Source organism: Ahrensia marina (assembly GCF_042140245.1).
Lineage (GTDB): Bacteria > Pseudomonadota > Alphaproteobacteria > Rhizobiales > MH13 > MH13.
Window position 1 is genome coordinate 1,518,607 of the sequence record NZ_CP159483.1, and the last position, 19,905, is coordinate 1,538,511.

Genomic DNA, 19,905 nt, shown 5'->3' on the forward strand with positions numbered 1-19,905 from the left:
CCATATGCCTCTCTGGATTCCCATCACCATCGCCGCTGCGTTTTTGCAGAACCTGCGGTCGCTGTTGCAAAAGCAACTGACCGGCAGGCTCTCCACGGGCGGGGCGACGTTTGCGCGGTTTGTGTTCGCGTTTCCATTGGCGCTTGGTTATGCGCTGGTTGTTTCCAGCGTGACGGGCTGGACGCCTGGGGTGCCGTCGCTGACGTTTGTCGCGTTCTTGCTATCGGGTGCAGTGGCGCAGATTGGTGCGACCTATCTGTTGCTTGCCAGCTTCGCCCATGGACCCTTTGCCATCGGTACGGCCTATTCAAAAACGGAGGCGCTGCAGGCGGCTGTCTTCGCCGCCATTGTGCTGGGTGAACTGCTTTCACTGTGGGGTGTCATCGCTGTCGTTGTTGGCATGGCAGGCGTGGCGTTGATGGTGTTCAAGCGCCGTGAAGATGGTCTGCGGGCGCTGAACTTGGCGGACAAGGCGGTTTTGTTTGGCGTGGCCGCTGGTGCTGGCTTTGCCATCGCGTCGGTAAGCTACAGAGGCGCGTCGCTGTCTCTGGGAGACTCCAGTGCCTTTGTCCGTGCTGGATGGACCTTGGCAGCGGCGACACTGGTTCAAACGCTCATCATGGCAATTTGGCTGCGTTGGCGAGAGCCGGGACAGGTCATGAAAACACTTGGGCTTTGGCGCGAAAGTGGCTTGGTGGCGTTGGCCGGTGTTGCTGGTTCCATCGGTTGGTTCACCGCACTCACCTTGCAGACGGCAGCTTTGGTCAAAGCATTGGCACAGGTGGAATTAATCTTCTCCACCCTCACCAGCTGGTTCTATTTCAAGGAGCCGGTGAGCGTTCGCGAGGTTGCCGGTATCGTGTTGATTGGGTTTTCCATCGTGCTCATTGTGGTGGTTGCCTGATGGCTGGACCCAAGCGCCAACCGCTGCATAAGGATGTGGGGTTTCTATTCATTCTGGTGCTATCGGTTGGAGCCGCCATCGGCGTTTACGTGCGCGATGGGTGGGAGCGGTTCGCCCAGATCCTGCGTGATGATGCCGTGCTTTGGCTGACGGTACTGCCGAAGGTGGCGGCCGGGGTTCTGGTCGCTGCGTTTTTGCGCATCCTTCTGCCAAAAGAAGTGGTAGCACGCTGGATTGGCGAACGCTCCGGGCTAAGAGGGCTGTTCGTGGCAACGCTGGCCGGTGCGATCATTCCCGGCGGTCCGATGACGATCTTTCCGATTGCCACCGCGCTTTATCTGTCCGGTGCTGATCGCGGCTCGACGATTGCGTTTATCACCGCTTGGCTGACCATTGGGATCAATCGAGCGATCGTCTGGGAACTGTCGTTTTTCGGGGCGGAGTTCGTCATTCTGCGCACGCTGATTTCTTTGCCTGTACCCATCCTGTGTGGGTTGGCTGCACGCATGTTGCCGGGACGCACGGAAGAACAGCGCGCTGCCGATAAAAAGAAGCCGCGGCCGGAGATCGGTGAATGATCGTTCTGGGGTTTGCACTTCTGCTCTACGTCATCGCCGTGGTGATGATTGTTATGGCAGCGCGGCGCGACAAAGCGTTGGTCGGCGAGGGCCTCACCGAGGCCAGGGATCAGTTTCTGGCTATCCTACCGGCGCTGACGGTCGGCATTTTGGGGGCTGGGTTTGTCGCTGCTCTGCTGCCGCCGGAGCTTGCCGAGACCTATCTGGGTGATGGTGCGGGAGCATCAGGATACGCCATTGCCTATGTGATCGGCGTGCTGACGCCTGGTGGGCCGGTGGTTGGGTTTGCACTTGGCGCGGCCGCCATCAAAGCGGGAGCTTCTGTGCCCATCGTGGTGGTTTATGTCACGGCATGGGCGCTGGTCAGCCTCAACCGCTTGTTGATCTGGGAGCTTGCGACCGTCCCGAAGAAAGTCATCATCGAACGGCTGATCGTCTCAGCACCTGTGCCGATCTTGACCGGCTTGGTGATGGCACTTTTGGTCTAACGTTCCAAGAAGCTTTTGATCCGTCCCAACGCTTCTTCAATCTGCTCGGCTGAGGCCGCGTAGGACACCCGGATAAACCCTTCGCCCAGAGTGCCGAAGTCAGGGCCACCGATGAGGGCCACGCCTGTTTCGTCGAGCAGCGTGTGGGCCAGTTTTTTTGCCTGCCATCCGGTTTTTGAGATGTCGGGAAAAGCGTAGAATGCGCCTTCTGGCTCAATGCAGGAAACATTTGGAAGGTCATTCAGGCCATCGACAACCAGTCGCCGACGTTTGGCGAAGGCGGTCATCATGGTATCAACCGCGTCCTGTGGGCCGTCGAGGGCGGCAAGCCCAGCCCATTGCGCCGGGGCGTTGACGCAGGACCAGCAATTGACCGCCAGCTTGCGCGCTTTGTCATAGAGCCCGTCAGGCCAGATCGACCAGCCCATGCGCCAGCCAGTCATCGCCCAGGTTTTCGACCAGCCGTTCAGCAGGATCAGGCGGTCTCGGATCGACGGGTAGGTGAGCAGTGACACATGATTATCGGCTGGGCCGTCCGGGCCGTACGTCATGCGCTCATAGATTTCATCGGACAAGATCGCCACATCTGGATGCGCTTCCAACCCTTTTACCAGCGCATCGATCTCCGCCTTGGGTGTCACACCGCCCGTTGGGTTGGCGGGTGAGTTCACGATGATCAGGCGTGTGGCGGGCGTGATGCGGGCGAGCACATCATCGGCTTTGAAGGCGAACCCGTTCTCCTGCGTGATTGGAATGGGCACGGGTCTAGCGCCGGTGAACTCGATCATTGAACGGTAAATGGGAAAGCCCGGATCGGGATAGAGGATTTCTGCGCCTGGTTCGCCGAACATCAAGATGGCCGTGAACATGGTCACCTTGCCACCGGGCACAATCAGCACATTGTCGGGTGAAATCTCAACGCCAGTACGGCTTTTCGTGTACCGCGCTACGCCTTCGCGTACCGCCGGGATGCCGCGCGCATCGGTGTAGCCGTGATGGCCGTCCTTCAGTGCTTTGACCGCAGCATCGACAATGTGGTCAGGTGTGGAGAAATCAGGCTGACCAATGCCCAAATTGATCACGGACCGTCCGGTTGCGGCGAGCTTCTGGGCGCGTGCGAGTACGGCAAAAGCGTTTTCTTCGCCGATGCGGTCAAAGGCTTGAATGGTGTGCATCATGGTGGGCCTGCATCATGTAGGAAGGTCTCGTGAGGTTGTTGTTCCAGCACCAGAATGGGCTTGTTCGCGTCGCCGCACCACCTCCTCGCGATAGAGCAGGTAGAGGCCGGATGCTATGATAATCCCAGCGCCGAGTATGGTCCAAACTGTTGGAATGTCGGCAAAAACCAACCAGCCAAGCAAGACCATCCAAACAATTTGCGTGTACATGAAGGGCGCAAGCGTTGAGGCTCCCGCTCCTTGGTGAGCCTTGATCAGCAGCCAATGGCCGCCACCGCCAAAAATACCGGTGGCCAGCATCAGTGACCAACTCAACGCATCTGTTGGCCATTGCCAGACCGCAATGGCCCATGGCGCTAAAGCCAGGGCTGGAACCAGCGCTGTGAAGAGCACCAGGCCCTCTTCGTTCTCTGTCTGGGCCAGAACGCGGGTTGCCAAGGAGTAGAGCGCGAAGCTCACCATCGCGCCGACTGAAATAAGCGCTGGCCAACCCAGGCCATCCAGGCCCGGTCGGGTAACGATAAGAACGCCGATGAAACCTACCAAAATGGCGGCCCAGCGTCGTGGTCCGACTTTCTCGCCAAGAAGTGGCACCGCCAGCGCGGCCACGACGATCGGCCCTGCAAACATGATCGACGCGGTCTCGGCCAGTTGCAGATAAAGCAGCGCCCAGAAATTGAAGACCGTCGTGCCGAGCAGAAAAAGACCGCGGCTTATCTGTAAAACTGGACGCTTGGTGGCAAAGCGTCCGAAGCCTTGCCACAAACGCAAGAAGAAGACGGCCAGCACCACGTGCATGACGAACCGCATCCAGACCACTTGAAGGACCGGCAAGCTTTGGGCGAGGTATTTGGCGGTTGCATCCAAAAACCCGAACAAGCCAACGGCAATCACCATCAAGGTAATTGCGGCAAGCGGCGTGGACAGCGTTTGTGAGGTTTTGGCGGCGCGCGTATCAGCGGGGGGTGCACTCATAGCAGCTGCCTATCACCACCTCATCGCCAGGTCTATTGCTTCAGCTTCCTGGTAAGCAGCCTCTCTTACGGGCTTTCTGATGAGGCGGGATCATCCTCTGTGTCTGCGCTGAGATTTTTCTCCAGCTGGATAAGCGCCTTTCGCAAGCGCTTCCGGTCCTTGTCCTCAAAGCCCTTAAGTGCTTCCTGCTCCATGCGTTTCAGGCGGGTGTCCAAGTCACCAATGAGTTGGCTGCCCTTCTCGGTTAGAAAGACTTTTGATGAACGACCATCGTCCAGACTTGGGCGGCGTTCGACCATGCCCTGGGTCCCCAAGCGTACGACCATCTTGGTAATCGTTGGTGGTTGCACCGATAGTGCACTGGCAAGTGCACCCATGGTTTGGCCATCCCCCCCTGCAAGGGCTTTCAAGATCTGATCTTGCCCTGGATGCAGGTTGAGTTCTGAAAGAATGTTGGCCGCACGTTGACGGTAAGCCTTTGACGCTTGCACCAAGCGATAGGTAACCGTCTTGCGTTGGTTAAATGACATTTGCGCCCCCTTATACCACACAAGTTGAGTATATCACCCAGAAGTACTGTAGTTCGCAATTGGCCCATTAGGCCTCAGCAAAAAGTTGGGACTTGCCAGTACCTGTTTTCAAGTGATTTTGATTGGACCTACGTCAAAACAATGCGAGAACTTGCATGCCCACACACCATTGGACCGCGCTGCCTGCGTCCGCCTTTGGCGATGGCGCTTTTAACGATCATGTGGCCGTCCTACCGCTGGGTGCAACCGAGCAGCATGGCCCTCATCTTCCTGTCAGCACTGATACAAGCATTGCCAACGGATTGATGGAGGCTGTTGCGGCGCTGCTGCCAGCAGAGGCCAACGTGTTGATAATGCCAGTGCTGGCTATCACGCATTCGCAGGAACATACCAACAAACCTGGCACGCTTTCGCTTGGCCGTGATCTGACGTTTCGATTGATCATGGAGCTTGCGCGTGGAGTTGCGCGCGCTGGAGTGCGTAAGCTGGTGATCATCAATGCTCATGGTGGCAATGTTGGCGTGATGGTGGATGCAACCCACCAAATCCGTGCGGAGCTTGGCATGTTGTGTGTTGGCACCAACTGGATGCGTCTGGGTTTGCCCGAAGGGTTGATCACGACCGGCGACAAGGCCGTTGATATCCATGGTGGACGGCTCGAAACGGCCATCATGCTGGCCCTTTGGCCTGACCTTGTGGATCAAGACGAAGCCAAGCCCTTCCCTTCGTTGCAGGGGGAGCTTGGGACAGACTTCGATTTGCTGCGCGCCTATGGGCCCATCGGGTTTGGGTGGATGGGCGACGATCTCAACCCATCTGGTGCAGTGGGCAACGCGGACGATGCGACCGCTGAAGACGGCCAAGCCATCATTGATCATCAAGCACGGCAGATGGTGAAGCTTCTCGGCGAGGTTCAGCGCTTTCAGCCGTCCTGGTTTGCGCAGGTCTCTCAGTGACGTAGCGTCAGTTGTTTTGGGAGTGAAAAGATATTCATCACTGCCCAACGCTTAGGCGATCTCTCCAGCTATCCTAGGTGACAAGACCTACGCCTTGCGTTTAGATGCAAGTCTTCATCGCACGCCGGTCACGAAGATCGCGGCGATGCAACAGGGAGTATCATATATGAAATCCACACTCATCCGCACCGCTGCGGTGCTTATGGGCGCAACCATGCTTGCCGGTGCGGCCAACGCAGAGACTTTGCGGTGGGCCCGTGTCGGCGATTCGTTGACGCTCGATCCGCACGCGCAAAACGAGGGTCCGACCCATACACTCGCCCACCAGATCTACGAGCCGCTTTTGCAGCGTGACATGGCTGGTGACATCATCCCAGCCTTGGCAACAAGCTGGGCGCCGCTTGAGAGCGATCCGAACATCTGGGAATTCACACTGCGTGAAGGTGTAACGTACCACGATGGCGCTGAGTTCAACGCCGACGATGTTGTGTTCTCGATTAACCGTGCGCGCACCGAAACCTCGGCGATGAAGGAGCTTCTCGCTTCGTTGGCTGAGGTGATCAAGGTTGACGACTACACGGTGCATTTCCGCACCGAAGGTCCAAACCCGCTGTTTCCGAACAATTTGACCAACCTCTTCATGATGGATCAGGGTTGGGCTGAGGCCAACGACGTGGTCGCTGTTCAGGATATCGCCAACGGCGAAGATAGCTTTGCGGCGCGCAACGCCAATGGCACCGGCGCTTTCAGTCTGACAAGCCGTGAGCCAGAAGTGCGCACCGTGCTGACGGCCAACCCAGATTATTGGGGTATTGGTGAGTTCCCGCTTGAAGTTTCGGAAATCATCTACACGCCGATCCAAAACCAGGCGACGCGTGTTGCTGCGCTCCTTTCGGGCGAAGTGGACCTGATCCAAGACATCCCTGTGCAGGATCTGGACCGCGTTGGTTCGACCGATGGTCTGAAGGTTGTGACCGCCCCGCAAAACCGCGTGATCTTCCTCGGGATGCAGCAGGGTGAAGATGATTTGGACACCGACAGCGTTGAGGGTGCCAACCCGTTCGCTGATGTGCGCGTGCGCCAGGCTGTCAACACAGCTGTCAACCGCGATGCGATCCAGCAGGTTGTGATGCGCGGCCAATCAGCACCAACGGGTGTGATCATGCCTCCGTTCGTCAATGGTTGGACCGAAGAGCTGGACGCAGCGCCTGAAACCGACGTTGAAGCGGCTCGCGCTTTGATGGCAGAAGCTGGCTATGAAGATGGCTTTGAAATCATCTTCAACTGCCCCAATGACCGCTACATCAATGATGAGGCGATCTGTCAGGCCGTCGTCGGCATGCTCGCTCAGATCGGTATCACCGCGAACTTGGAAGCACAGACCCGTGCCAACCACTTCCCGCTGATCCAGAACCAGGAAACAGAGTTCTATCTGCTCGGCTGGGGCGTTCCAACGTTTGACAGTGAGTATGTGTTCAACTTCCTGGTCCACTCGACCGAAGGCGATTACGGCTCCTGGAACAACACCGGTTATTCTAACCCAGAGGTCGACGAGATGATCGTCTCCCTGGCATCGGAAACCGATCTTGAAGCGCGCAATGCCACCATCGGTGAGATCTGGGCGCAGGTACAGGAAGATGTGCTCTACATCCCCATTCACAACCAAGTGTTGAACTGGGGTATGCGCGAAAACATCGACTTCCCCGTGCAGCCTGAAGATCAGCCGCACTTCAAGTTCCTCACGTTCAATTGATCACCGATTAGAACCTGATGTCGTTACAGTGGCGGGGCCTGCAAGGATTTGGCTTGCTCCGCCACTCTCTTCGCCCACTATCCGGGCAGGGGGCGCTGGCATGTCTGGCCTTGCCTCATTTGTGGATAGAACGGCCCCGCATCACCGCGCTGTGGTCGGATTTCGGAGGAAACCAACTTATGTTCCACTCACAAACGCGTTTGGCTGTGTCGACGCTCGCGCTGGCAATGGCGCTGGGTGCAGCGGCGCCCGCCTCAGCTGAAACCTTTCGTTGGGCGACAACGTCTGACCCAAATACGATGGATCCGCATGGAGCGTCGTCTGCACCGGTTCTGGGTTTCCTCAACAATGTTTATGAAGGCCTTGTGCGTCGCGATCGCACGATGGCCGTAGAACCTGCACTTGCTGTGCGTTGGGAAGCACTTGGCGATGAAGGATGGCGGTTCCATTTGCGCGAGGGCGTGACCTTCCACAATGGTGCGGAATTCACCGCCGATGATGTGCTGTTCTCGTATGAACGCGCCTCAGGTGAAACCTCGGATGTGCGCTCCTGGTTTGCGACGGTGAGCGAAGTGAATGTGGTTGATGATTACACCATCGACTTCATGACCTCAGCGCCCAATCCCATCTTCCCAGGCTCCATTGCCAACTTCATGATCATGGATCGTGATTGGTCGGTGGAAAACGGAGCTGAGACACCCGCCACCGATGAAGAGCGCTTCACGACGCTCAATGCCAATGGTACGGCCGCCTTCCAGGTGGTGGAGCGCTCGCCGGGCGTGCGTACTGTTTTGGAACCGTTCGATGGCTGGTGGGGTGAGGTGGAGCACACCATCACGCAGGCTATCTACACGCCCATTCAGTCGGACGCGACGATGCTGGCAGCGTTGATTGCCGGTGACGTTGATTTCATCAACCCGGTGCCAATCCAAAATGTGGAACGTCTGCAAAACACCGATGGCATGAACGTCATCGTGGGCGAAGAAGCCCGTGTGATGATGCTCGGTTTTCCGCATGAGGCCGAAACGCTGACCTTTGATGGGTCGCCCAACCCGTTTGCGGACGTGCGAGTGCGCCAAGCGGTTTATCACGCGATCAATGTCGACGCGATAGACACGACCATCATGCGCGGTGCGGTCGAACCGGTGTCTCAACTCGTCACGCCCGATATGCGTGGCTACTCAGCGAGCCTGCCGGACCGTCTGGATTACAACCCTGATGGTGCCCGCGCGCTGCTTGCCGAGGCCGGCTACGAAGATGGCTTCACTTTCTCGCTGATGTGTCCGAACGACCGTTACATCAATGATGCGGCTGTCTGCCAAGCGGTGGTTGCCATGCTGGCGCAGGTGGGCATCACGGTTGACCTCAACACCATGCCGGTCGCCAACTACTGGCCGGAGCTGCGTGCCGACAATTTCGATATGTATCTGCTCGGTTGGTCGCCCGGCACGTTTGACCATGAGCATCCGATCCGCTTCCTGGTTTCAACACCAAACGAAGAACGGCGCCTCGGATCCTGGAACTTTGGTGGCTTCTCAAACGATCGTGTGGATGAGCTTTTGCCAGCGGTGCAATCGGAAGTGGATGAGGGTGTTCGCCAGGGCATGCTCGATGAGATCACCAGCATCTACCAAGATGAGGTGGCCTATGTGCCGCTCTATTCGCAGCCCATTCTTTGGGGTGTGCGCGATGGCGTAGAGGTTTCGCCGCGCTCGGACAATTTCTTCATTCTTCGCTGGGTCAGCGTCGAGTAGCTTTTTTGATGGCGGGCCGCCTTTCGTGGCCCGCCATTTTTGGTTGGGGGTAGCGTATGATCGCGTTTGTCATTCGCCGGGTGTTTCAGTCGATTGTGGTTCTGCTCATCGTAGGCCTGATCGCGTTTTTGATGTTTCGCTATGTCGGCGATCCGATCGAAAGTTTGCTTGGGCAAGAACGCACCTTTGAAGACATCGCCAATTTGCGCGAGCGCCTTGGGCTGAACGATCCGTTTATCGTGCAGTACTTCAATTTCCTCTGGGGCGCGGTTCAAGGCGAGTTTGGCATCTCCTACCGCGCCGGTGTGCCGGTTTCGCAGCTTATCGGCGAGCGGCTACCCGCGACGCTGGAATTGGCCTTTGTGTCCGGCTTGTTTGCCTTGGTCGGAGGGTTGGCGCTGGGCGTTTACACCGCGCTACGCCGCAAAGGCTTCATCGCCACCACTATCATGACAACGTCTTTGATCGGCGTTTCGTTGCCAACCTTTTTGATCGGCATTGCGCTGATCTGGATTTTCGCCGTGGAGCTTCAGTGGCTGCCCTCCAATGGACGCGGTGAAGTGGTGCAGATTGGTGGATGGACCACCGGATTTCTCACCGTCTCAGGGCTTCAATCGCTCATTCTTCCAGCCATTACTCTTGGTCTCTACCAACTCACACTCATCATGCGTTTGGTGCGCTCAGAAATGTTGGAAGTGCTGCGTACCGACTACATTAAGTTTGCGCGTGCCCGCGGACTTTCGGCGCGGGCGGTGAACTTTGGCCACGCGCTCAAAAACACGATGATCCCCGTGATCACCATCACTGGCTTGCAGCTTGGCTCCATCGTTGCCTTCGCCATTATCACCGAGACCGTGTTCCAGTGGCCGGGCGTTGGCCTCATGTTCATCAACGCCATCAACTTCGTCGATATTCCGGTGATGGCCACCTATCTGATGCTGATCGCCGTCTTCTTTGTGCTGGTCAATCTGATCGTTGACCTTCTCTACTTCGCCGTTGATCCGCGTTTGCGGGTCGAGCGTCCGACATCGAAATAGGAGCGCGGACATGAGCGATACATCGATGGACAAATCTGACCTGGCCGTGGACGGCGAGGTTGTTGCCGAGAAGTTGGAAGCGGCTAAAGCCGATGCGCCTTCACTGATAGCGCGCATCAGGCGGTCAGATGTTTGGTATTCTTTCACCCGGTCACCGGTTGCCATTGTTGCGGCTGTGGTTGTGCTGATCATTGTGCTGGCGTCGATTTTTGCGCCGCTGATTTCACCGCAGAACCCGTTTAACCCGGCCGAACTCAATTTGATGGATGGGTTCACGGCGCCCATGGAGCCCAATCAGTTCACCGGCAGTGTTTATTGGCTCGGCACGGATGATCAGGGTCGGGACATCTTTTCCACCATTCTCTACGGATCACGCATCTCGTTGTTTGTGGGTGTGTCCGCCGTGGCATTGGCCATGGTGATCGGTATCGTTTTGGGCTTGGTCGCGGGCTATCGCGGCGGTTGGGCGGACACCGTCATCATGCGTGTGGCTGATGTTCAGCTGACATTTCCATCGATCCTGATTGCTCTGCTGGTGTTTGGTGTTGTGCGTGGTTTGGTGCCGCCCGACATGCGCAACGATCTGGCCGTTTGGATCCTTATCGTTTCCATCGCGCTGTCCGACTGGGTGCAGTATGCCCGCACTGTGCGTGGCGCGACCCTTGTGGAGCGCAACAAGGAATATGTGCAGGCGGCCCGGGTCATTGGCGTGAAGCCGTTTGCCATCATGATGCGTCACGTTCTGCCCAATGTGTTGGGTCCGGTTCTGGTGATTGCGACCATTGGTTTGGCTCTGGCCATTATCGCTGAGGCGACGCTCTCGTTCTTGGGTGTTGGCATGCCGAAAACCACACCCTCGCTCGGCACGCTGATCAACACAGGCCAGGATTTCCTGTTCTCCGGTGAGTGGTGGATTTTGCTCTTCCCTGCGATCACGCTGCTGGCCTTGGCACTTTCTGTGAATTTGCTGGGTGACTGGTTGCGCGATGCGCTGAACCCGAAACTGCGTTAGGGGCTGATTGTGGTGAGTGAAGTCAAAACCCAAAGCGGTTTGTCCGATGACGCACTTCTTCAGGTGCGCGATCTGGTGGTCGAGTTTCCAACCCGTCATGCGCTTTTGCGTGCTATCGATGGTGTATCGTTTGATGTCCGTCGCGGTGAAGTTCTTGGCCTGGTTGGTGAGTCCGGCGCAGGCAAGTCGATCACTGGCGCAGCCATCATCGGTTTGCTGGAGCCCCCAGGGCGCATTGCTGGCGGCACGGTGACGCTGGATGGTCAGCGTATTGATGGTTTGCCCCTGGAAGAGATGCGCAAGATACGCGGCAAGAAGATCGCGATGATCTTCCAGGACCCGCTGACGAGCCTTAATCCGCTTTACTCCATTGGCCGTCAGCTGACTGAGACGATCCTCACGCACATGGACATGACAGACGCGCAGGCGCGAGAACGTGCTGTGTCCTTGCTGGAAGATGTTGGCATTCCTGCCGCATCAGAACGACTTGATGCCTTCCCGCACGAGTTTCCTGGCGGTATGCGCCAACGCGTTGTGATTGCCCTGGCACTGGCCGCAGAGCCAGAACTCATCATCGCCGATGAACCAACCACCGCGCTTGATGTATCCGTACAGGCGCAGGTGATTGCGCTGTTGAAGCGTCTCTGCGCTGAGCGCGGCACAGCCGTGATTTTGGTGACGCATGATATGGGCGTGATTGCCGAAACGGCCAATCGGGTCGCTGTTATGTATTCAGGTCGGATTGCTGAGATCGGCCCGGTGGAAGATGTCGTTCACAATCCGCATCATCCTTACACCGTTGGCCTGATGGGCGCGATCCCGGACCTTGATACGGAGGGAGATCGACTGGCCCAGATCGAAGGGTCTATGCCGCGTTTGGACCGTCTGCCGGAAGGCTGTGCGTTCAATCCACGATGCCCACGCTGCTTTGAGCCCTGCACAACCAATCGGCCTGATTTGATGCCGGTCGACCAGTCCTTTGCGGCTTGTTTCCTCCATGACCCGGCCTATGCGCATTTGATCCAGGAGGCAGCAGAATGAGCGCCTTTGTTGAAGTCGATGGGTTGGTGAAACGGTTCAACGTGTCCAAGCCTTGGTTGAACCGCGTGATTGAGCGCTTGCCAGAGCAAAATCTGACCGCTGTTTCCGGCGTGTCCTTCGATATCAAGAAAGGCGAAACCTTCGCTTTGGTTGGGGAGTCTGGGTCGGGCAAGTCGACTGTCGCCAAGATGGTGATTGGCCTGTTGAACCCGACCGATGGCCGCATCACGGTGGATGGACAATCGATCCATCAAAACACCGATGAGGATGCGCGCGCGGCGCTAAGGCGCCGCATGCAAATGATTTTCCAAGATCCCTATGCCAGCCTTAATCCGCGTTGGCGGATCGACCGGATCATCTCCGAGCCGATCCGCGTTTTTGGCCTGATGGATGATGACGCAGCGATCAACCGGCGGGTTGGCGAGCTTTTGGAACTGGTGGGTCTGGATGCACGCGATGCGGTGAAATACCCGCACGAGTTCTCTGGTGGCCAGCGTCAGCGTCTTTGCATCGCCCGGGCGTTGTCCTCCAATCCAGAGTTTTTGGTTTGCGATGAGCCGACGTCGGCGCTTGATGTGTCCGTGCAGGCGCAGATTTTGAACCTGATGCGCGACCTGCAAGACGAGCTTGGCCTCACCTATCTTTTCATCAGCCACAACCTTGCTGTGGTGCGCTACATGGCAAATCGTATCGGTGTGATGTATCTGGGTGGCCTGGTGGAAGTCTCTGACACCAAAGATCTTTTCTCCAATCCCGCGCACCCCTATACGCGCATGTTGCTGGATGCTGTGCCGTCCATTGCGCAGGTTGGTCGCGAGCGCCAACCGGTGCAGGGTGAGATACCCAACCCGATCAATCCACCTTCAGGCTGCGTGTTTCATCCCCGCTGCCCATTTGCCAATGATCGCTGTAAGGCCGAAGTGCCAAATGCTTTCGACATGGGTGGTCGGGCCATCGCCTGCCATGCGGTTGAAGAGGGTCGGCTGGACGTAGAGCAGGCGGCCTAGTGGGTTAGGCCCGCTTGAGCCATCAGCTTAGGGATTTTCTTTTTCAGTTTGAAGAAGCCGGCGGTTGCATGCGGCCAGACGTGATCATCCCAGCTGCGTTTCAGCTCATGTACGGTGATGCCAGCGGCTTCCAATTTAACCAGACTACGGTTCAGACTGGGAGCGGACGGTCCGCTTAATTGGTACGGAATGACCAGACGGTCCGCCGTTCGTCCGCTCATCGTCTGCGTCAGTCCGCTTGCCGTCTGCTCGCAAAACGTCACGGGGCGGTCGATCCGCGTGATCGCATTTTGCAGGGCGTCTTTCGAAAACTGCGAGGCGATGGTTCCGCTGTTGAGGCTGGCCTCCTGCGGCGACGGGTTCAGAACGATCACCTCCTGCGGTGGGTTGGTCTCGAACCCTGGCCAGCTTTCGGGATGCAAATCATCCTCGGTCAGGAGCAGTACATAAGGCCCATCCGGAACACGGGTTTGCGCATCTCGTGGTGGCAGCGGGGCCGGGGTTTCGAACGCCTCGATCAACGGCTCAGCAAAGGGTGCAAGGTCGCGTGGTCGGAATCTGCCATTGGTGTATTTTTCAATGTTGTCGGCGCGCGCCAGATAGGTTTTGCCCTTGGTATGCAGCCCTGCCACCCAGCGCCAGGATAGCGTGTTGGAAGCAGGGTCCGCATCAAGCAAATGACGGTAGAAAAAATCGGCGCCAAGCGCCCATGGCAGCTTCAGCGTGAAAATCCAGATCGAGGCGAACCACATGCGCGCGTGGTTGTGCAGCCAGCCGCTTTGCACCAGTTCCTGCGCCCAATCATTAAACCCTTCAATACCGGTGCGCCCTTCGATGGCCGCTTGATAATCGGCGGGCGGATCAGCGAGCGCCGCCTCCCGCTCGGTCAGATAGTGATCCCAAACGGCGGGCCGCATTTCCAACCAGCCTTTCCAATAGGTGCGCCAGAAAACCTCCTGGATGAACTTTTCCGCTGCCTCTGGCGAATGGTGTTTCAGAACCTCTTCGATCGCTTCCCGCTCGGTGATCATGCGGCGGCGCAGATAAGGCGAGAGCATGGAAACGGCCGTGGGGTTGCCTGGTCCGACATCGGTGTTGCGACCTGATGCATAAGCCCGCCCGGCTTTGGGGGCGAAGCATCTCAGCCGCTCCAGAGCAGCCTGACGCGATGTTGGGAAAAGCTCAGCCATCCGATAGGGACACATCGTTTCGGGGCGCCACTTTGGGGGCGGGCACAATGCGCTTCAGCCAAGGCCGCAAGGGTAGGAACAGCCGATAGGCACCCTCTGCAATCCAAGGGATGGGTGGTACCGAGAGCGCGTGGCCAAGCCAGCGCAGTTTGGGGATGGTTTTCATCACCTCAAAGAAACCGCGCGCGCCTGACACCAAAGACCCATCAGCGCGGCGTACGTGAAAGCGCGCCATGGCATCGCTGGTGATCAAATCATCGGCACCCGTGCCGACGGCGCTGACATCATGCCAGCGGATGGCGTCGGCCCCGTCCATGCCTTGGTACATCGCGATCTCACGCTGACAGAGCGGGCACGCACCATCGTAATAGACGGTGCAGGCCTGCGGCGTCTGGTCTGCGCCTTGGTCTTCGTTTTGTGGTGAAGTTGTGCTCATCGCTCGCTATATGGATTGTAAAGCAACAAAGGCGAGGCCTCTTTCATGTCCCTTGATGTCGCAGTGATTGGCGCCGGTATGGCCGGTCTGGCGGCGGCACGTACGTTGGCAGCGGCCGGTCATGGTGTGCAGGTGTTCGACAAGGGGCGCGGCATTGGCGGACGGCTTTCCACCCGACGCACTGAGTATGGCGCGTTCGATCATGGGGCGCAGTACGCCACGGTGCGCGACCCAGCCTTTTCGCAATACATTGCCGAGTTGCATGAAAAAGGCGCCATCCACGTCTGGGACAGCGTCAAGCAAGGGGCGATGATCGGCAAGCCCGGCATGGCGGCGCTGGTGAAGGCGGGCTTTGAAGGTCAGGATGGCATTGCTGTTATCACCGGTTTTGAAGTTGCCCATATCGGGAAAGTGGCTGAGGGCCATGTGCTTTCCGACAAGGATGGCAATCATCACGGCCCGTTTGACAAAGTGGTGGTGGCGGCGCCTGCACCTCAGGCGCTTAACCTGTTGCAGACCTTTGGCGAGGGGTTCCAACGGCTTGGCGAGATCAGCTATGCGCCGAGCTACACGCTGCTTGCCGCCTTCGACAAACCACTTGATCTGCCCGATGTGCCCGAACTTGGCGAGACCAGCCAACTTGCCATGGCATGTCGCCAATCAGCGCGCGGACCTGACCGGGGAAGCGATCATGATCTTTGGGTCGTGCAGGCTTCGGCGAGCTATTCATCTGAGCATATCGAGCGGGAGCGCGACGCGATGGTGCCGGTTTTGCTGCGCCTTTTCCAGGACGAGATGGGCGTGGATGTGCCGCAACCCATTTATGGTGCGGGCCATCGCTGGCGCTACGCCCTGGTGGAAGAGGCTCTGGGCGAGCCCTACCTGCTCAGCGCAGACGGAACCTTAGGCGTTGCGGGCGATGGCATGCTCGGCCCGCGCATCGAGCTGGCGTTCCTCTCCGGCGCCCATTGCGGCCAGGCGATGGCTTAGCGGGCCGTTCGGTTTGCCTGTTGCAGGCCGGGACACATCCCATCGCTACTGTTTGCTCTTGTTGTAGACATCGAAAATGACCGCAGCCAAAAGCACCAGGCCTTTGATCATCTGCTGGTAGTCGATGCCGATGCCCATGATCGACATGCCATTGTTGAGCACGCCCATCAGGAAAGCGCCGACGACCGCACCAACAATCTTCCCCACACCGCCGGACATTGATGCGCCGCCGATAAAGACGGCAGCGATCACATCCAACTCAAGAGCAAAGCCTGCCTTGGGCGTTGCTGAGTTGAGGCGTGCTGCGAAGACCAAGCCAGCCACAGCTGCCAAGACGCCCATATTGGTGAAGGCTAAGAACGTTAGACGCTTGGTTTTGACCCCTGACAGCGTGGCTGCTTTTTCATTGCCGCCGAGAGCATAGATCCGGCGGCCCAAAATCGTGCTTTCGGTGAGAAAGGCATAGATCAGCGTCAGCACACCCATGGTGAGAAGCACGTTGGGCAGGCCACGAAACGTTGCCAGCTTGTAGCAAATGAACACCACTGCGGCGACAATGATGGCGTTGCGCGCGACAAAGAAGATGGTTGGTTCGACGGCCACGCCATAGGCAAGATCCTGCGCGCGCCTGCGCATGCCCATCCAAAGGATCATGACGGCAGCCACAACACCGGTGCCAAGAGCCAAGACGTTGAGCCGCGATACCTGGAAGATGGCAGCAAGTTGCTCACCGATCCCCGCCGGGAAAGGATCTGCCACGAAGCCGTTGGCGATCACCTGGAACTCGCGGGGGAAGGGGCCAAGGGACTGACCATCGAGCAGCCAAAGGGAAAGGCCGCGAAACACCAACATGCCAGCCAGCGTGACGATGAAGGATGGAATGCCCCAATAGGCAACCCAGTAGCCCTGCGCAGCGCCGATGAGCCCGCCAAACAGAATGCATATGGGCACCGCGACCCACATCGACATATCAAGACTGACGATCAGATAGGCTGCCAAAGCTCCGATAAAGCCCATCACCGAACCAACCGATAGATCGATATGGCCGGAGACAATGACGATCAACATGCCCAGCGCCATGATGATGATGTAGCTGTTTTGCAGCAGCAAGTTGGTGATGTTCACCGGGCGCAGCAGGGTGCCATCCGTCACGATGTGAAAGAACAGCATGACGGCGATGAGGGCCAACAACAGACCGTACTGCCGGAAGTTGGCAACCAGGTAAGCGCCCATGTTTGAGGCGGTTGACGTGTCTTGCGCTTGGGCTTGGGCCACCTTGGCTCGTCCTTCCAACTAGTGCGTCACAATCAGTGACATGATGCGTTCCTGACTTGCTTCGTTTGCGGTTAGCTCGCCGACAAACGCCCCCTCGTTCATGACGTAGATGCGATCGCACATGCCCAGGAGCTCCGGCATTTCGGAAGAGATCATCACCACGCCTTTGTCCTGCGCAGAGAGATCGTTGATGATGCCGTAGATCTCGTACTTGGCACCAACATCGATGCCGCGTGTTGGCTCATCCAAGATGAGAATATCAGGTTCTGCAAAAAGCCATTTGGACAGCACGACCTTTTGCTGGTTGCCGCCAGAAAGGTTCACCACGCGTTGGCGCACACTGGGTGTGCGGATGTTCAGCGCCTCGCGATAGCTGTTGGCGACTTTGGCTTCTTCCTTACTGTTGAGAATGGCATTGGCCGACACAGCCTCAAGGTTACTCAGTGTGATGTTTGTTTGGATGGATTCATCAAGGACCAGGCCGAGGCTTTTGCGGTCCTCCGTCACGTAGGCCAGGCCCGCAGCAATCGCGCGCGGCACACTGCTCACATCAACGCGCTGCCCACCAATCTCCACATCACCTTTGATGTTCTGGCCGTAAGAACGACCGAACAGGCTCATCGCCAGCTCGGTGCGGCCGGAACCCATAAGACCAGCGATGCCAACAACTTCGCCGCGGCGCACGTTGAAGCTGATATCGTGGATTACCTGACGGTCGGCATGTTCGGGATGCCATACATTCCAGTTGCTGACCGACATCAGCGTTTCACCGGCTTTGCGCGTGCGTTCTGGATAGCGGTGGGCCATATCGCGACCGACCATATCGCGGACGATCTTGTCTTCAGATATGTCCTCAATATGCGAGGCCATGGTCGAGACGGTGGCGCCATCGCGGATGACTGTGACGGTGTCGGCCACGCGGCGCACCTCGTTCAGCTTGTGGCTGATGATGATCTGCGTGACGCCTTGTGTTTTCAGTTCCAGCATCAAATCAAGCAGCGCTTGGCTGTCGGCTTCTGACAGGGCGGCTGTGGGTTCATCAAGGATGAGAAGGCGAACTTTTTTCGAGAGTGCCTTGGCGATCTCCACAAGCTGCTGCTTACCAACACCAAGTTTCTCAACAATGGTGGTGGGGGCTTCGGACAGGCCAACTTTTTCAAGCAGGCCTTCTGAACGGCGCATGGTCTCGTGCCAGTTGACGATGCCACGGGCGGCAATCTCATTGCCCAGGAAAAGGTTCTCGGCGATCGAGAGCAGCGGGACGAGTGCTAGCTCCTGATGGATGATGATGATGCCCTTCTCTTCGCTGTCAGCGATTGAGCTGAACTGGGCAAGCGCGCTATCATAGTGGATCTCACCATCGTAGGTGCCTGAGGGATAGACACCTGAGAGCACCTTCATGAGGGTGGACTTGCCGGCGCCATTCTCGCCCACAAGAGCGTGGATCTCGCCTTCGCGAACCTGAAGATTGACCTGGTTCAGTGCCTTCACCCCGGGGAAGGTCTTGGTGATGTCCTTCATTTCCAACAGGGGGGAGACGTTGAGGGCATCATGGGGCAGTCCGGCGCGGGTTGGGTCGCCCGCTATCTTAACGGGCGACCCAAGACAGTGGGAGTGTGTCTACTGCACCTGATCAGCGGTGTAGTAGCCGGAGTTGATCAGAACTTCTTCCCAATTGGAAATATCGACCGACACAGGCTCAAGCAGGAAGCTTGGCACAACAATGATGCCGTTGTCATAGGTTGTTGTGTCGTTGATTTCCGGCTCGCCGCCTTCAAGCAGCGCTTCCACCATGCCGACGGTTACACCGGCCAGCTCACGGGTGTCTTTGAAGACGGTGGAGTATTGCTCACCCTCAAGCATGGAAAGCACGGAACGAAGCTCTGCATCCTGTCCGGTGACGATGGGCATTTCCAAGTCACCAGACCCATAGCCCACACCTTTCAGCGAGCTGATGATGCCGATGCTCAAACCGTCGTATGGCGATAGCACACCGTGTACCTGGGCATCGGTGTAGTGGGCGGACAAAAGGTTATCCATGCGCGCCTGGGCTACGGCGCCGTCCCAGCGCAGGGTGCCCACCGTGTCCATGCCCATCTGACTTGAAACGACGTTGATTGTGCCATCGTCGATGAGCGGCTGAAGAACGCTTAGCGCTCCATCGTAGAAGAAATAGGCGTTGTTATCGTCCGGTGACCCACCAAAAAGCTCCACATTGTAAGGTCCGTCGCCGAAGCGCTCGCGCAAGCCATCCACCAGGGAGTTGGCCTGAAGGACACCGACTTGGAAGTTGTCGAAGGTCGCGTAGTAGCTGACATATTCGCTATCGCGGATCAGCCGGTCATAGGCGATGACGCGAATGTCGGCGAAGTGGGCATTTTCCAGGGCGTTGGACAGTGTGGTGCCATCAATGGCCGCAATTACCAGAGCGTCCACGCCGTTGGTGATCATGTTTTCGATCTGCGCCAGCTGGTTGGGGATGTCATCTTCTGCGTATTGCAGGATGGTGTCGTATCCAGCGGCTTCAAACTGCTCGACCATCGACTCGCCGTCGGAAATCCAACGGGAGGATGATTGGGTGGGCATGGCGATGCCGATAAGGCCATCTGCGTAGGCCGTTGCTGTGAGCGCCAGAACGCCAACGCTTGCTGCGAGAATAGTCCCGATCTTCATGCTTTCCTCCTGGTTAGGGCACGTTGGGGTTTGCAGCCTTCGTGCCTCACATTTTTGGGGTGTTTCCCCTGAGAGAAGTCATGACCGATCGTGACATTGCTTTCAAATGTATTTAGAGCCGCATTGCA

Annotated in this window: 19 protein-coding genes; 11 read left to right on the top strand and 8 right to left on the bottom strand. The window is 57.6% G+C overall.

The window, feature by feature from the left end; all coding sequences use genetic code 11:
• The first annotated feature begins 4 nt into the window (after nucleotides 1–4).
• The 3 genes from ABWH92_RS07465 to ABWH92_RS07475 are packed head-to-tail and all read left to right on the top strand — an operon-like array spanning nucleotide 5 to nucleotide 1,970.
• Nucleotides 5–904, top strand: coding sequence for a DMT family transporter (locus ABWH92_RS07465; protein WP_375573540.1), 900 nt, complete (start codon nucleotides 5–7; stop codon nucleotides 902–904).
• Nucleotides 904–1,482: a permease gene (locus ABWH92_RS07470; protein ID WP_375573542.1), complete on the top strand. Its 579-nt coding sequence runs from the start codon at nucleotides 904–906 to the stop codon at nucleotides 1,480–1,482. Before ABWH92_RS07465 ends, ABWH92_RS07470 begins: the two co-directional genes overlap by 1 nt.
• Complete coding sequence (locus tag ABWH92_RS07475; RefSeq protein WP_375573544.1) at nucleotides 1,479–1,970, top strand: hypothetical protein; 492 nt, start codon at nucleotides 1,479–1,481, stop codon at nucleotides 1,968–1,970. Before ABWH92_RS07470 ends, ABWH92_RS07475 begins: the two co-directional genes overlap by 4 nt.
• Here ABWH92_RS07475 and ABWH92_RS07480 read toward each other — a convergent pair.
• From ABWH92_RS07480 to ABWH92_RS07490, 3 genes are all read right to left on the bottom strand, one after another.
• Nucleotides 1,967–3,148: a pyridoxal phosphate-dependent aminotransferase gene (locus ABWH92_RS07480; RefSeq protein WP_375573545.1), complete on the bottom strand. Its 1,182-nt coding sequence runs from the start codon at nucleotides 3,146–3,148 to the stop codon at nucleotides 1,967–1,969. The two genes, ABWH92_RS07475 and ABWH92_RS07480, sit on opposite strands and share 4 nt — an antisense overlap.
• Nucleotides 3,149–3,160: 12 nt before the next feature.
• Nucleotides 3,161–4,123, bottom strand: a complete 963-nt coding sequence (locus tag ABWH92_RS07485) for a DMT family transporter (RefSeq protein ID WP_375573547.1) — start codon at nucleotides 4,121–4,123, stop codon at nucleotides 3,161–3,163.
• Between the two features lie 65 nt (nucleotides 4,124–4,188).
• Nucleotides 4,189–4,653: a MarR family winged helix-turn-helix transcriptional regulator gene (locus ABWH92_RS07490; protein WP_375573549.1), complete on the bottom strand. Its 465-nt coding sequence runs from the start codon at nucleotides 4,651–4,653 to the stop codon at nucleotides 4,189–4,191.
• A 155-nt stretch (nucleotides 4,654–4,808) separates the two neighbouring features.
• On the opposite strand from ABWH92_RS07490, the gene ABWH92_RS07495 reads away from it, so the two are divergent.
• The 7 genes from ABWH92_RS07495 to ABWH92_RS07525 all read left to right on the top strand — a co-directional run bounded on the left by ABWH92_RS07495 (nucleotide 4,809) and on the right by ABWH92_RS07525 (nucleotide 13,213).
• Nucleotides 4,809–5,609, top strand: coding sequence for a creatininase family protein (locus ABWH92_RS07495; protein ID WP_375573551.1), 801 nt, complete (start codon nucleotides 4,809–4,811; stop codon nucleotides 5,607–5,609).
• 166 nt (nucleotides 5,610–5,775) lie between these two features.
• Nucleotides 5,776–7,362, top strand: coding sequence for an ABC transporter substrate-binding protein (locus tag ABWH92_RS07500; protein ID WP_375573552.1), 1,587 nt, complete (start codon nucleotides 5,776–5,778; stop codon nucleotides 7,360–7,362).
• 179 nt (nucleotides 7,363–7,541) lie between these two features.
• The gene (locus tag ABWH92_RS07505) at nucleotides 7,542–9,116 is read left to right on the top strand and encodes an ABC transporter substrate-binding protein (protein WP_375573554.1); all 1,575 of its coding nucleotides are present in this window, start codon (nucleotides 7,542–7,544) and stop codon (nucleotides 9,114–9,116) included.
• 56 nt (nucleotides 9,117–9,172) lie between these two features.
• A complete protein-coding gene (locus ABWH92_RS07510; RefSeq protein ID WP_375573556.1) occupies nucleotides 9,173–10,153 on the top strand; it encodes an ABC transporter permease in 981 nt (326 codons plus the stop codon).
• A 25-nt stretch (nucleotides 10,154–10,178) separates the two neighbouring features.
• Nucleotides 10,179–11,165: an ABC transporter permease gene (locus tag ABWH92_RS07515; RefSeq protein WP_375574211.1), complete on the top strand. Its 987-nt coding sequence runs from the start codon at nucleotides 10,179–10,181 to the stop codon at nucleotides 11,163–11,165.
• A gap of 12 nt (nucleotides 11,166–11,177) precedes the next feature.
• The gene (locus ABWH92_RS07520; RefSeq protein WP_375573558.1) at nucleotides 11,178–12,206 is read left to right on the top strand and encodes an ABC transporter ATP-binding protein; all 1,029 of its coding nucleotides are present in this window, start codon (nucleotides 11,178–11,180) and stop codon (nucleotides 12,204–12,206) included.
• Nucleotides 12,203–13,213 carry an ABC transporter ATP-binding protein gene (locus ABWH92_RS07525; RefSeq protein ID WP_375573559.1) on the top strand — a complete coding sequence of 337 codons (1,011 nt, stop codon included), beginning with the start codon at nucleotides 12,203–12,205 and terminating at the stop codon, nucleotides 13,211–13,213. The genes ABWH92_RS07520 and ABWH92_RS07525 overlap by 4 nt, the downstream gene beginning before the upstream one ends.
• Here the strand turns inward: ABWH92_RS07525 and ABWH92_RS07530 are convergent.
• Both ABWH92_RS07530 and ABWH92_RS07535 read right to left on the bottom strand, forming a co-directional pair.
• Nucleotides 13,210–14,403, bottom strand: a complete 1,194-nt coding sequence (locus tag ABWH92_RS07530; protein WP_375573561.1) for an FAD-binding domain-containing protein — start codon at nucleotides 14,401–14,403, stop codon at nucleotides 13,210–13,212. The genes ABWH92_RS07525 and ABWH92_RS07530 overlap by 4 nt on opposite strands.
• On the bottom strand, nucleotides 14,396–14,839 hold the full coding sequence (locus ABWH92_RS07535) for a thiol-disulfide oxidoreductase DCC family protein (protein ID WP_375573562.1): 444 nt from the start codon (nucleotides 14,837–14,839) through the stop codon (nucleotides 14,396–14,398). Before ABWH92_RS07535 ends, ABWH92_RS07530 begins: the two co-directional genes overlap by 8 nt.
• A gap of 45 nt (nucleotides 14,840–14,884) precedes the next feature.
• On the opposite strand from ABWH92_RS07535, the gene ABWH92_RS07540 reads away from it, so the two are divergent.
• Nucleotides 14,885–15,829 (top strand): NAD(P)/FAD-dependent oxidoreductase, encoded by a 945-nt coding sequence (locus ABWH92_RS07540; protein WP_375573563.1) that lies wholly within the window; start codon nucleotides 14,885–14,887, stop codon nucleotides 15,827–15,829.
• Nucleotides 15,830–15,874: 45 nt separating this feature from the next.
• Here ABWH92_RS07540 and mmsB read toward each other — a convergent pair whose 3' ends face one another.
• The 3 genes from mmsB to chvE all read right to left on the bottom strand — a co-directional run bounded on the left by mmsB (nucleotide 15,875) and on the right by chvE (nucleotide 19,777).
• Nucleotides 15,875–17,062 (bottom strand): multiple monosaccharide ABC transporter permease, encoded by a 1,188-nt coding sequence (gene mmsB / locus ABWH92_RS07545; protein WP_375574212.1) that lies wholly within the window; start codon nucleotides 17,060–17,062, stop codon nucleotides 15,875–15,877.
• Between the two features lie 60 nt (nucleotides 17,063–17,122).
• The gene (mmsA, locus tag ABWH92_RS07550) at nucleotides 17,123–18,625 is read right to left on the bottom strand and encodes a multiple monosaccharide ABC transporter ATP-binding protein (RefSeq protein WP_375573564.1); all 1,503 of its coding nucleotides are present in this window, start codon (nucleotides 18,623–18,625) and stop codon (nucleotides 17,123–17,125) included.
• A gap of 99 nt (nucleotides 18,626–18,724) precedes the next feature.
• Nucleotides 18,725–19,777, bottom strand: a complete 1,053-nt coding sequence (gene chvE, locus ABWH92_RS07555) for a multiple monosaccharide ABC transporter substrate-binding protein (protein WP_375573566.1) — start codon at nucleotides 19,775–19,777, stop codon at nucleotides 18,725–18,727.
• Nucleotides 19,778–19,905 lie beyond the last annotated feature (128 nt).